Raw genomic sequence first — 13447 nt, 5'->3', positions numbered from 1 at the left:
TTCATGCATGCACATCCCTGGTGTAAACGCCTGCAAACCTCGTTGCCGGATGAGATGTTGCGCGCGGCGGTATTGCCGGACGATCCGCTCTGGGAAAAGGTCGAAACGGAGCTGGTCAAGCTCGGATCGCTGGCGCATAACCAGGTCGATCTTAACGTGGTGGCGGGTTACTGCCTGACCTTGCTGGAAAGCAAAACCAAAGACATGCGGGTACTGGTGCAGCTATTGCGCTGCTTGCAGCACCCAGCCAAAGCGACACCGTTTTCTACCGCGTTGATGCTGCTGGACAGCTGGCTGGAGAGCTACTGGGTGCCCGCGTGGCCTGCCAGTCCGGTTCAGAAACAGAAGTTGATGATCCAGATTGTTCGGCGTTTTGAGAGCGTGCTGCCCCGTATTGCAGAAAGTGCATCCAGCGCAGAGCTGGAACAATTGCAGCAGTTGACGGAGCAGGTGGCGACCCGCTGGGGAGAGTTGGCGAGCGACAAAGCGGCACTGATGGATGAACTGGTGCAGGGCGTTAAGCGTGCCAGACAGCGACAGCAGGCGCAGGAACAGGCGAATCAGACGGCAAAACCGACTCCGGCAGCCAGCAGCGGTAGAGGCGCGGGCGGGAGTGAAACCAGCGCCAGCGCGGCCTCGACGCCCGTCAGTTCGGTGGAGATTAATTCATCTGATGAACGTGGCTGGCGGCAAACACAGCTGAACGTCGCGGCGCTGCTGGTTGAGCGCCATCCCGATTCACCGATGGGTTACCGTCTGCGCCGCCACGCAATCTGGTCCGGTATTGCCACACCGCCGATGTCGTCCAAAGGGAATAAAACCCAACTGGCACCCGTCTCGTCAGACCGCGTGGATGAATACCAAAGTGCGCTGGCTCAGGCCGATTTGGCGCTGTGGGAACGCATAGAACAAAGTCTGGTGCTGGCTCCTTACTGGTTTGATGGTCACATGCTGTCCGCCTCGGTGGCGTCACGGTTGGGACATGCTTCCGTCGCGACGGCGATTGCCGAGGAGCTTTCTGCGTTTATTCAGCGCTTGCCGGAGCTGCGTGAACTGGCGTTCAGCGATGGCGCGCCCTTTTTGACTGGGAAGTGTAGCCAGTGGTTGCAGTCCAGCCAGCCCGTTCGCGGCGGCGGTGGGGCACGGCAGGACGATCTGGCAACGGAGGCAGCGGCCTGTCGGGACGAGAAAGGAATTGGGGCGGCGATGCAGTTACTGGATGAACGCATGCGCCGCCTGAAAGAACCACGCGACCGCTTTTATGCCGAGTTGGTACTGGCGGATTTACTCGCCGAAGAAGGGATGAAATCACTGGCAGCACAGCACTATCAGCACATGTGGCAGGAAAGCCAACAATTGGGCCTGATGCAATGGGAACCGGGAATGGTCAGTCGCGTGGAGCGGTTGGCGGCATCCCGCAAAAAATAAGACATTCGGAGTGAATGGTCACTTATGTTTAAAACAATCATAACTTTTCTACGCAAGCAGTTGCCTAAACTGAAACCCTCCTGGTTACTTTTGGGCGTGCTGCTGTGGGTCGTCGTGTTGGTTCTGGCCTGGTGGCTGGGGCCGCGTTTGACGGTGGGCGAGTCGCGCCCGTTGCAGGGAATCTGGGGCCGCGTGGTATTCACGCTGGTTTGGCTGTGGCTGGCGTTTTCCTACAGCGCCTGGCTGGTCTGGCGTCGCGTGCAGCAGATGCGGGCGGAGCGTCATGAGCAGCAGGTGATTGAACAGGATCCCTTGCAGGTGTATGTCGATAGCCAGCAAACATTTCTCGATCGCTGGCTGGAGGCGTTTCAGACCCAGTTGGGTAAACGCGCGCTGTACGCGATGCCCTGGTATCTGACGATTGGTCTGGCTGGCAGCGGGAAAAGTAGCCTGATCCATCGTGCTAATCCGGCAAACAAAATGAATCCGAAGCTGGATGCGGAGCTGCGAGACGTGGCGGCAGGTCAGCAGGTGAGCAGTTGGGTCGGTGAATCCGCGGTGATTTGGGACCCAAGCGGGCAGCTACTTGCCCAGCCTGAGCTGGAAGGCGATTCGCTCGGACAGCGTCATGCTCGACTGTGGCAGCACCTGTTGCAGTGGCTCAGTGAAAACCGCCGCCGCCAGCCGCTCAACGGTCTGGTGCTCACGCTGGATATTTCCTGGCTGGCGCAGGCTGGCGTCGCCGATCGCAAAGCTTACGCGCAGGTGATGCGCGCCCGCTTGCAGGAAATTTCCGTCAACATCAATACGCGTTTACCGGTGTATATCGCGCTGACCCGGCTGGATATGCTGAGCGGCTTCGATAAGGTCTATCGCCAGTTGAACCGCGAGGCGCGTCAGGCCGTATTAGGGGTGACGTTTACGCCGCAGGCGAGCAACAGCAAAGGCTGGTTAGAAGAGCTGGAGCGCTTCTGGGACGAGTGGGTCACGCACCTGAATGACAACCTGCCGGATATGCTGCTGACGCAATCCGACAGAAGCGTGCGCAATTCGCTGTTCTCGTTCGTTCGCCAGTTGGCTGGAGTGAAAGATTACGTGATGGAAGTGCTGACAGAAACGTTAGCGACGGGCGAGGATCGCGCGTTCCTGATCCGCGGCGTCTACGTCAGCTCGGTCTACCAACAAGGGGTGCCGTTCGATGCCTTTGCGCAATCGGCTTCCCGACGCTATCAACTGCCAGAGCCGATTAACCCTGCGCTGCGCGGTGAATCGAATACGTTCTTTGTGCAGCGTCTCTTCCCTGACGTCATTTTTCCGGAGGCCAGTCTGGCTGGGGAAAACCGGCTGCATAGCCTCTATCGCCGGCGTCGGCTGAGTATTGGCGTGGGCTGCATGTTACTTGCCAGTCTGGCGCTGATTGGCAGTTGGCACCATTTCTATCGGGTCAATGAAGAGGCGGGACGTAACGTCCTGACGAAAGCGCAGGCGTTCATTGGCACCAATGAGCTGGAAGGCCAGCAGGGTTACGGCTATCAGCAGTTGCCGCGTCTGAATTTGATTCGCGATGCGACCTTATCCTTTGGTAATTACCACGAGCGCACGCCGCTGCTGGCCGATCTTGGCCTGTATCAGGGTGACAAGATTGGGCCTCATGTTGAAGGCACCTATCTGCAAATGCTGAATCAGCGCTTTCTCCCGGCAGTGATGCAAGGGCTGCTGGAAGATCTGAATCAGGCACCGGCCAATAGCGAGCAAAAACTGACGATTCTGCGCGTGATGCGGATGCTGGATGATGCGTCAGGGCGCAATAAAGCGCTGGTCGAACAGTTTATGGCGCAGCGCTGGCAGAAGGCATTTCCCGGACAGGGCAACGTGCAGGAACAGCTGATGCAGCATCTGGATTACGCCCTTGAGCACACCGACTGGCACAAGGCACGTGAGCAGAAAGACGCGGTAGCGATCAGCACGTTCGCACCATTTAATGGACCGATTACGCAGGCCCAGCAGGAACTGAGCAAGCTGCCAATGTATCAGCGCGTTTATCAGAGTCTGGTCATGAAGGCGACACAGGTGCTGCCACCGGATTTAGCGATTCGTGATGAAGTCGGGCCGACCTTTGATCCGGTGTTTTCCCTGCGTAATGACAAAGCGGGCAGCGTGCCTCGGCTGCTGACGTATCCCGGCTTTAGCGATTATTACCTCAAGCAGGACAAAGCGCTGTTAGAGCTGACGGCACTGGACGCCTGGGTGCTGGGACAGCGCGAGCGTGCGCAGTTCAGCGAGGCCGATCGGCGGGAAATTCTGCGTCAGGTGAATGACCGCTACATTACGGATTACATCAACCAATGGCAGAAAGTGCTGGCGAACATTGATGTGCAGACGCTCGATACGCCGGAGCAGGCACTCGACATTCTCACGGATATTACCGGCAACGATCAGCCCTTCCAGCGCGTGCTGACGACGGTCAGTGATAACACCCGCATTCGTAAGCTGGCCGATGATGATAACGATACGGCGCAGAGTATTAACACGCGTACTGGTCGTCCGTTTATGACTATCAATGCGGCGCTGAGCGGACGCGGTGAGCAGGGGCCGCTGGTGCAAGAGGTCAATCAGAAGCTGACGGATCTCTATCACTATCTCGATCAGATCGTTAACGCGACCGATCCGGGACAGGCGGCGTTGAAAGCGGTGCAGGCACGGCAGGGGAATAAATTTGCCGATCCGGTATTCGCCTTACAGCAATACGCCCGTAGCCTTCCTGCGCCGCTGGATCGCTGGGTAGGGCAATTAGCCGGAGAGAGCGCGAGTCTGGTGACCGGGTTGGCGATGTCGTCGCTGAATCAGGAATGGCTGGATAAGGTCGTGACGCCATTCAATGAGAAGCTGGCGGATCGTTACCCCTTCGACCCGTCATCGAACAAGGATGTGCCGCTATCGGAAATGGAAATGTTCTTCATGGCCGGCGGGACGTTGGACAGCTTCTATCAAACCAACCTCAAGGCGATGATGGAGAGCGGCATGCTGGAAGAAGGCATGGCATCCCCTCTGCAGGCAGAGCTGGTGAAACAGCTTGAACGCGCTACCCGCATCCGCCAGACCCTGTTTAATGCGCAGGGCAGCCTGGAAGTACATTTCGTTCTGGAACCGCTGGAACTGACGGCGAACAAGCGCCGCAGCGTGCTGAATCTGGACGGACAGCTGCTGGAATACAGTCACGGTCGTCGCCAGAAAACGCCGTTGGTGTGGCCAAACAGTATGCGCGACGGGGCTGAGAGCAAGCTGACGCTGGTGCCGGACGATCGTGAGCGTTCACCGCGCAGCCTGAGCTTTAGCGGGCCGTGGGCGATGTTCCGCTTAATCAATAGCGATCAGCTGACTCAGGTGAATGAGAACACCTTTGACGTGCGCTTCTCGCTGGAAAATGGCGCGATGACGTATCGCGTGTATACCGATGCCAGCCATAACCCGTTTGCCGGTGGTCTGTTCAGCCAGTTCACGCTGCCTGACTCGCTTTATTAATTTAACTCTCGGGAGCCTGCTGCTCAGGCTCCCTATTGCTGGATGATGTGATATGCAAGATGCACAACAGGCTCTGAAAGTCGGCCGCGATCCACGGATGCTGCCGGAGTTTGACGCACTTCGGGCGGAAATTAACAAGTTGAGCCACGCGTCTCGCCCTGATGTGGATTGGATGCTGGTGCACGATATGGCCACCACCATCTTTGAAAAACAGGGCGTGGATCTCCAGACCGCGATTTACTTTACGCTGGCGCGTTCGCGGCTGGCTGGGTTGACGGGCTTCACGGAAAGCTGTGAGTTTCTGGCGAATTTGATCGTGACGCAGTGGGATAACTTCTGGCCGCCGGTACATCAGGAACGGGCGCGTATCGAGATGCTGGACTGGTTTATTGCTCGCATCAGCGAAGTGGTGCGTCAGTATGCCATCAGCCATGAACATAAGCGGCTGGTTTACCGTTGCGAACGTGCACTGCAATTGATGAGTGAAAAGCTGCACAACTCGGGGCTGAGCCGCATTCCTCGCGTCGAGAATCTGCTGCACTTCGTCGAAGGCTATACCCATTTGTTTGATGAAACCGAGATTGTCATTGTGTCGGACGATCAGGAACTGAAAAAGCAGGATATGCAGATTCCACCCATGGTGTTCTTTCATTCGGACATGGAGCCGGGCGCGACGGTGCAAAGCAGTGGTTCATCAGGCTCGGGTCAGGCTGCTCTGCCTGCGGGCAGTATTCTCATCGGACGGGAGAAAGGGCAAATGAAACCGACGGTATTGAAGATTGAGGCGCATAAAAAGCAGAAACCCGCGTGGTTTTGGTTTGTCTCCGGGCTGCTGACCTGCGCGCTGCCTGTCGCGGCCATTACAGGCTGGCAGTATTGGCAGGAACAGAAAGCCGATGCGCTGGCACTATTGCAACAGCCTGCATACGCCTTGCCTGCCGCCCCCGATCATAATGACATTCGCCGAGTGCGTATTGCGCTGGGCGAGCAGAAATTGCAGGGCATGGAAGGTGAGCTAATTAACCGCTATCAGGCACAGCTGGAGCTGGTGAAAAATGCGTCGCCGTTCTATCTGTATCAATACGGAAACGGCTTGAAAAACGTGATGCAGCAGCTCTATCCCGACTCGCTGGCGGTGAAAGAGATGGAACGCCAGTGGCAGATTGCGCTTGAACGTCAGCAGGGCGATGAACCAAAAACACGCGGGTACGAACAGGCCCGTGCCAGAGTCAACGACACGTTGCAGCAACTGCTGGAACTGGAGCGACAGCGCCGGACGGTGACGATTTCCTACCTGAAATCAAAGCTCTACGATATGCAAAAAGACCTGATATCGGACGTTCCCTTTGGGATACGGCTGCGGGAGCTTGAGGCGCGTAAAACCAGGAGCCAGTCGCTGACGCCTGCGGAGCTACGCGCGATGGAAGACGAACTGCGCGCCTTCAACGTTCGCTTGTACCGTTTGCAGCAGGGTAATTCTGCCAGCTGATTATCGTGAAGGGAAAAACGCTGAGCACATGATGAAATACAAAAAATTAGTGATAGTCCTGTCGGCCTGTTGGCTGGCGTCATGTCAGGCGCCGGTCACATCGCTGTCTGAAACGGAACTCACGGCGTCGGCGAACCGGGGAAACGGTGAGGCGCAATATCAGCTGGCAAAGACGCTAGCCGCGCGATCGCAGTACACCGAGGCGATGCAGTGGATGCAGAAGGCATCTGGCCTGTCTGAACTTCCCGCTAATGCGGAACTGCGCGCGGCCGCCGCACTTCAGGTTGGCGACTGGTATCAGGCCGGGCTGGGCGCGCCCAAGAACAGCCCGTCAGCCCGCCAGTGGTGGACAACGTCCTCACGTCTGGGAAATGGTGAAGCGGGACATCGGTTCGGTATGGACTGTCAGGTTCAGCATCAGGGAAAGCTCGTGGCGGCCTGCCTGAGTGCATTTGAATCCTCTGCGGCAAATGGTTATCCGCCCGCGCAGCTGATTGTTGCTCAATGGCACGCGACGCATGCGGGTGGTGAAAAAGAGGCCGTGTCGTGGTTGCTGAAAGCCGCTGAACTCGGCAATCGGGATGCGCAGTATCAGCTGGCGCAGCGCTACGAGCAGGGTAACGGGGTAGTTATCCGTCACGATCTGGCCGAGCGCTGGTATTTCCGTGCGGCGACGCTGGGTCAGGCACAGGCGCAACTGTGGATGGCGCGGCACGAAGACGGCGAAAATGCGCTGAACTGGTATCAAAAGTCCGCGTCATCAGGTGATGCTGAGGCACAGCTTTGGTTGGGCAAGGCATACCGCGAAGGTAAGCGCTTACCTTGGGATGAGCAAAAGGCGCGTTATTGGCTGGAGCGCGCTGCGTCCGGCGGATCGGGTGAGGCCGATTATTTGCTTAGCCAGAGCCAGACAACCCATGAAAAGCGCGAACAGTATCTGGTTCAGGCTTCCTCTGCGGGCTATATTCGGGCGCAACGTGAGCTGGGGGAGCGATTATTTACAGCGAACGAGTTCGTTCGTGCGCGTGAAGAATATGCCAAAGCGGCATCAGCAGGAGACACGGAATCCCGTCTGGCCTATGGCGAGATGCTGCGGCTCGGACAAGGCGGTAAAGAGGATTATGTTGAGGCGATGAAACAGTACCGTCTGGCGGCGAATGACGGTAACCGCATGGCTCAGTACCGTATGGGGATGATGCGTCAGGACGGGCTGGGTGCCTCCCGCAATCGCATTCATGCTTACGCCTGGTACGCGATGGCGGCGACGGAGGGGATGAGCGAAGCCATTCATGCGCGTAACGATCTGGAAGCGACGATGCAGCCGGATGAAATCAAAGCCGGACAGCGGTTGGCGATGCACTGGTCATCGGGGAAAACAGAGTAATCCGTGGTGGTTGTTCGTTAGTGCTCACTTGCGGACAAGCAACTGCTGAGAGTAAATCGTTAAAGCAGAATCGACAGCGCGTTGCGATCCGACTGGAGCGGCGTTGCATAATAAGTTGTGGCAATGAACAGGCGGGTGTTGCGTGATAGCAACACCCGTTTTTTTGTTTTTATGACTCTTTTCATTACTCTTTTATTACGGGATGTCCTGACTTTTCCATTCCTGCTTTGCATAAAAAAACGTAAGTGACTACTTACTATTATTGTTATGGAAATGAGTGATTTATCGCCAAATATAGTTTTTTGCTATTAATAAGCACGATTTCTATCGGTTATTCATTTCATTAATTCATCGCTAACGCAAACTTTCAGCATAACTGCGCATTCTGCGCAACTTCTTGCTCACTTTCTGGTGTAAATCACTTTTTGCGCAATGTCTGCAAACGATTCGCGAAGTCTGCGCAACTTCTTGCTCAAATTTTGCTTAGGGGGAATTTTAGTTAGGTAAATTTCTTTATAAAACATAAAGATATATTTTGGCATGTGAATTGCTATACAGACGGCGAAGTTACTCATTCTGTTCAATAACTCATTCCGTTTAACAACAAGGAGCAAGACTATGCCAACTCCATGCTATATCAGCATCGAAGGTAAAACTCAGGGCAACATTACTGCGGGTGCTTTCACTTCTGATTCTGTCGGCAACATCTATGTGGAAGGCCACGAAGACGAAATGCTGGTTCAGGAATTCAAACACATCGTCACCGTACCGACCGACCCACAGTCTGGTCAGCCGTCTGGTCAACGTGTGCACAAACCGTTCAAATTCACCGTCGCGCTGAACAAAGCCGTTCCGCTGATGTACAACTCTCTGGCATCCGGCGAAATGCTGCCGACCGTAACGCTGAAGTGGTATCGCACATCAGTTGAAGGGAAACAGGAACATTTCTTCTCTACCGTACTGACCGATGCCACCATCGTTGACATCGACTGCAAAATGCCACACTGCCAGGACCCGTCAAAACTGGACTACACCCAGTTGATCGAAGTGTCACTGTCCTACCGCAAAATCGATTGGGAGCACACCGTTGCCGGAACTTCTGGTTCCGATGACTGGCGTGCACCGGTCGAAGCGTAATTCCCTCCGAACCCGGGCTTGTCCCGGGTTTTCTGCGTTTTTCTCAACGCGATGCTTTATCAACATGAACTGTGGCGTGAGCAGACTCAGACCACAGTTCAGGTTTTTATTTTCATCAGGATAGCGACGTGCCGCTCCGGGAGAACCCGAGGCGTGCGGTAGCCATGGCAACGGCGAAGGAAGAAGGAGAGGACGGGTGGCAAACAGTACAGGATTACAGTTCACCGTAAAGGTCGGTGCCCTGGAAGCAGGCACTTTCGCGGTGGTGGATTTCAGGCTGGATGAAGGGCTGAACCGGCCTTTCAGCCTGTCGCTGAGTCTGGCGAGCGCGTTGCCGGATGTCGATTTCGGCGCGGTGCTGGACCAGCCGTGCGAGCTGATGATTTGGTATGAAGGTGAACTGAAACGTCGGGTCAGCGGGATTATCAGTGGCTTCACGCAGGGCGACACCGGATTCCGGCGCACGCGCTATCAGATAGAAGTCCGTCCTGCCCTGTGGCGACTGGGATTACGCACCAACGCCCGCATCTTTCAGGCGCAGAAGCCGGAAGCGATTATCGGCGCGCTGCTGGAAGAGGCGGGCATTACCGACTACGCCTTTGCGCTGCGTAACGAGCATGCGGTGCGGGAATACTGTGTGCAGTATCGGGAAAGCGATTTAGCCTTTATCACCCGGCTGGCTGCCGAAGAGGGCATGTATTTCTTTCACGAATACGAAGAGGGCAAGCACCGGGTGGTGTTTGCCGACGATGCGGGCGCACTGACCAAAGGCCCCGAGCTGTTCTTCAATCTGGCGACGCAGGGGCTGAGTGAGGGCGAATATGTCCGGCGTTTCCACTACGCGGAGCGGGTGAGTACGGCCGAAGTCGAGCTGAAAGACTACAGCTTCAAAACACCGGCTTACGGGCTGTCGCACAAGAAGATGAGTGGTGAGTTGGAACACCAGCGTGAAAGCTATCAGCATTACGACTATCCGGGGCGCTATAAGCAAGACCCGAGCGGCAAGGCGTTCAGCGGTTACCGGCTGGATGCGCTGCGCTCAGGGGCGGTGACGAGCGAAGGGGAATCCAACTGCGCGGGGCTGATGCCGGGCAACACGTTTACCCTGACGGAGCACCCGAATGCAGCGCTGAATGCGGTGTGGCAGACGGTGAGCGTGACGCACGTCGGGCAACAGCCGCAGGCGCTGGAAGAGGAAAGCGGCGGCGAACCGACGACAATGAGCAACAGTTTTGCCGTGGTGAAAGGCGCAACGACGTGGCGTGCTGCCATGCCCTACAAACCGATGGTGGACGGCCCGCAAATCGCCACCGTCGTCGGCCCGTTGGGGGAAGAAATCTACTGCGACCCGTATGGTCGGGTGAAACTGCAATTCCCGTGGGATCGCTACGGTGCGAGCAATGACCAGAGTTCCTGCTGGGTGCGCGTCAGTCAGGGCTGGGCGGGCGGCCAGTACGGCATGATTGCGATCCCGCGTATCGGCCATGAAGTGATCGTGAGTTTCCTTGAAGGCGATCCGGACCAGCCGATTGTCACCGGGCGTACTTTCCACGCCACCAACCCGACGCCGTACGTTTTACCGGCACATAAAACGCGCACCACGCTGCGTACCGATACCCATAAAGGCAGTGGTTTCAACGAGGTGCGTTTTGAGGATGAGGCGACGCGTGAGCAAATTTATTATCACGCTCAGAAAGATATGGATGGCGTCATCAACAATATCCACCGGCAGAGCGTAGGACGCGATCAGCACCTCAGCGTGGATCAGGATCAGTTCCAACGGGTCACGCGTCACCGCCACCGAACGATAGGCAAAGATGATTTTGAAAACATCGGCCAGGATCATCATCAGGAAATTGGCCGGAGTTTTATTCAGAAAATTGGTGCGTCGTTCAAACGTTTCATCGGCGGGGGAGAGGTTACCCGTATCGAGGGGAGCCGTCAGACCACGATGTCCGGTTCTGAAGAGACGCTGATCGGCGCGCATCAGCGCGTTCTGGTGAATACGGACAGTTACCTGAAAGCTGCGGATATCGTGCTGGAAGCGGGGCAGGCTCTGACCATTAAAGCGCCGGGTGGCTTTATCAAGATTGATAGCGCGGGCGTGACGATTTCCGGGACGATTGTGAAAATCAACGATGGCGGTGCGGCTGGCGTAGGGACTGCGCCAGTATCGATTACGCCAGAAGATCCGACGAAGCCTACGCTGCCCGATGCGCCAGACAGACGTTAAGGAGGAACTATGCCAGGTGCTGCACGTTTAGATGACAGCTGCGCGGGACACGGCTGTTTTCCCGCTACCCCGATTATTGAAGGCAGCGGTGATGTCATTATCAATGGCAAACCTGCCGCCCGTAAAAGCGATGCGGTTTTACTCCACGCTTGCCCCTGCCCGAATGTGCCCCACGGCGTGCACAATCGTGCGATATCCGCGGGCTCCGGTACAGTCATCATCAATGGAAAGCTGGCGGCGCGTATTGGTGATGCGATCGGCTGCGGTGGTTCGGTTGCCGCTGGTAGCGGCAATGTGATCATCGGCGATTCGCCCTATCAGTCCCCGGTGAAGCCGTGCGCTGAGCAATCGGCAAAAAGCCGCGCCCCTCTGCTGGCATTGACGCCAATGCTGTTGCCGACGCTGATGGAGTGGGCTTCGGTCGCCGAGCTGCCTATTCTTGATGACCTGCTCTCCGTCGCCCAGCGTAAAGATCGCTATCTGGCGCGCGCCAAATTGGCGACCGAGGCGGCAACGCTGCCGGGATTAGCCGATGCGGCAAAACGGCTGGCGTTTAACAACGACAGCATCTTACGCGCCGAAGCGGCCCAGTATGTATATTCGGTCGATGAATTCCGACGAGGCGTGCTGGATAAATTGCCTAAGGCTCCGGTTGGGTTGGATATTCTGGATACCGGCGCGATTCCTGGGCTAAAAAATGCCAACATGACGGACATGAAAACCGGGTTTGGTTCTGCTTTGTTCAAATCTGCGATTAATGGCGAAACGATGTTGACCTATCGGGGCACGAATAACGCGGTGACAGGGGCTAAAGACTGGTTGACTAACGCTGCTCAGGGGATGGGACTTGAATCTGCTCAGTATAATCAGGCAATGGATTTAGCAAAATTGGTAAAAAGAACCGTCTCACCCCCTCCCGTCATTGTGGGGCATTCATTAGGCGGTGGCCTGGCATCGGCTGGTGTTGGTGTCACTGGATTGCCCGGCTATACCTTTAATGCTGCTGGTTTGCATACTAATACCGTGGCGCGCGTTGGCGGAGCGGATCTGGCGAAAACAGCTTCGTTAATAAAGACGCAGGCTGTGGATGGTGAAGTATTAACCATGGCACAAACCTACGGTAAGGCATTGGTTCCAGGTTTATTGTCTGGCGCGGGCGCATTGATTGGTGGAACCGCGGGTGCTGTGCTCGGGGGAGTCATCGGTGTTGCAAAACTGTTAGAAGGGGGCCTGCCGAAAGCAAGCGGTGATATGATGGCACTTCCCGCGGTAGGGGGCTCGCCGATTGCGCGTCACGGTATGGATCAGGTGATTGCGGGTATTGAAAGCCAGAAAAAGGAAGATATCGGGAAGATAACCAATACATTCAGGGGAATATAATGCAATGGTTGGCACGTATAAAATTGGTAGGCGTCGTTATTCTGGGATTATTAACCGCTTGTCAGGCAGGAGGACACAGTATGCGGGCGAGTGAACTCTTTGAGCCGCCCGTGGTGGCGGTACTGGAAAGTATTCAAAAAGGTGACGAGTCAGCAGCCCGTCATCAGCTGTCGCAGGGCGTTAACCTGAATATTCACGGGAAAGAAGGCGTGACGCCGTTGCTGTGGCTGATTTATGAGACGAAGGATAAAAAAGCCGTCAAGCTGGCGCTTAAACTGGGTGTCGACCCGAATTATAAAGATGGGTTTGGCGACAGTGCCGTCAATTCCGTGGCGGGCGCGAAAGACCCTGACTGGCTGCGTATTATTCTGGATGCGGGGGGCGATCCGAATGCGATTGGGCGTCTTGGCCAGCCAGCAATATTTAGTGCTATTGGGGAAGAGCGCTGGGCCGATATTAAATTGCTCGTCGAGCGTGGCGCTGATTTGAATCTCGTTGATGGCCCCAAAAGAAACAGCGCCCTCTATGCTGCTTATCTGAATAAATATGAAATCGTATATTGGCTGATAGAACAGGGCGCAGATAGTAATATTTATGATGAGACAGGCAGTAATCTCGCTTTTACCGTGGATGACAGCTTATCCATTATGTCTCCTAAATCGCCTCACTACCCTTGGGCACTAAAGGTAAAACAGCTGTTGCTGGATCGCGGCGTTAAATTCCCTCCGCTGTCACCTGCTGAAGTTCGGGAACGTTGGGAAAAAGGGCTGCCAGTATAGCTTTATTTTGATTCTCCGTTTTATTATGTATTTTACGTTATAAAAATAAACGGCATGTCTCGACCCGATAATTTTCGTGATTATCGGGTCGTTGC

At 55.7% G+C, this 13447-nt stretch carries 8 protein-coding genes; all 8 read left to right on the top strand.

Features of this window, described 5'->3' with window-relative positions; translation table 11 throughout:
- Nucleotides 1–3 precede the first annotated feature (3 nt).
- The gene (gene tssA, locus H4F65_RS17385; RefSeq protein ID WP_039320555.1) at nucleotides 4–1428 is read left to right on the top strand and encodes a type VI secretion system protein TssA; all 1425 of its coding nucleotides are present in this window, start codon (nucleotides 4–6) and stop codon (nucleotides 1426–1428) included.
- 24 nt (nucleotides 1429–1452) lie between these two features.
- The gene (tssM, locus tag H4F65_RS17380) at nucleotides 1453–4950 is read left to right on the top strand and encodes a type VI secretion system membrane subunit TssM (RefSeq protein WP_039320559.1); all 3498 of its coding nucleotides are present in this window, start codon (nucleotides 1453–1455) and stop codon (nucleotides 4948–4950) included.
- Nucleotides 4951–5002: 52 nt separating this feature from the next.
- Nucleotides 5003–6439, top strand: a complete 1437-nt coding sequence (locus tag H4F65_RS17375) for a VasL domain-containing protein (RefSeq protein WP_010285391.1) — start codon at nucleotides 5003–5005, stop codon at nucleotides 6437–6439.
- A gap of 28 nt (nucleotides 6440–6467) precedes the next feature.
- Nucleotides 6468–7823, top strand: a complete 1356-nt coding sequence (locus H4F65_RS17370) for a tetratricopeptide repeat protein (protein ID WP_010285388.1) — start codon at nucleotides 6468–6470, stop codon at nucleotides 7821–7823.
- 618 nt (nucleotides 7824–8441) lie between these two features.
- Nucleotides 8442–8960 (top strand): Hcp family type VI secretion system effector, encoded by a 519-nt coding sequence (locus tag H4F65_RS17365; protein WP_010285381.1) that lies wholly within the window; start codon nucleotides 8442–8444, stop codon nucleotides 8958–8960.
- A 196-nt stretch (nucleotides 8961–9156) separates the two neighbouring features.
- Nucleotides 9157–11193, top strand: a complete 2037-nt coding sequence (locus H4F65_RS17360; RefSeq protein ID WP_010285378.1) for a type VI secretion system Vgr family protein — start codon at nucleotides 9157–9159, stop codon at nucleotides 11191–11193.
- Nucleotides 11194–11202: 9 nt separating this feature from the next.
- Nucleotides 11203–12573 carry a PAAR domain-containing protein gene (locus tag H4F65_RS17355; RefSeq protein WP_010285376.1) on the top strand — a complete coding sequence of 457 codons (1371 nt, stop codon included), beginning with the start codon at nucleotides 11203–11205 and terminating at the stop codon, nucleotides 12571–12573.
- Between the two features lie 80 nt (nucleotides 12574–12653).
- Complete coding sequence (locus H4F65_RS17350) at nucleotides 12654–13352, top strand: ankyrin repeat domain-containing protein (protein WP_010285373.1); 699 nt, start codon at nucleotides 12654–12656, stop codon at nucleotides 13350–13352.
- The last annotated feature ends 95 nt before the right edge of the window (nucleotides 13353–13447 follow it).

Source organism: Pectobacterium brasiliense, assembly GCF_016950255.1.
Lineage (GTDB): Bacteria > Pseudomonadota > Gammaproteobacteria > Enterobacterales > Enterobacteriaceae > Pectobacterium > Pectobacterium brasiliense.
This window is presented reverse-complemented; position numbering and strand designations above follow the sequence as displayed.

Bases quoted from the DNA above. Each gene is read 5' to 3' on its own strand.
- tssA (WP_039320555.1), top strand. From the start codon at position 4: ATGCATGCACATCCCTGGTGTAAACGCCTGCAAACCTCGTTGCCGGAT.
- tssM (WP_039320559.1), top strand. From the start codon at position 1,453: ATGTTTAAAACAATCATAACTTTTCTACGCAAGCAGTTGCCTAAACTG.
- H4F65_RS17375 (WP_010285391.1), top strand. From the start codon at position 5,003: ATGCAAGATGCACAACAGGCTCTGAAAGTCGGCCGCGATCCACGGATG.
- H4F65_RS17370 (WP_010285388.1), top strand. From the start codon at position 6,468: ATGATGAAATACAAAAAATTAGTGATAGTCCTGTCGGCCTGTTGGCTG.
- H4F65_RS17365 (WP_010285381.1), top strand. From the start codon at position 8,442: ATGCCAACTCCATGCTATATCAGCATCGAAGGTAAAACTCAGGGCAAC.
- H4F65_RS17355 (WP_010285376.1), top strand. From the start codon at position 11,203: ATGCCAGGTGCTGCACGTTTAGATGACAGCTGCGCGGGACACGGCTGT.
- H4F65_RS17350 (WP_010285373.1), top strand. From the start codon at position 12,654: ATGCGGGCGAGTGAACTCTTTGAGCCGCCCGTGGTGGCGGTACTGGAA.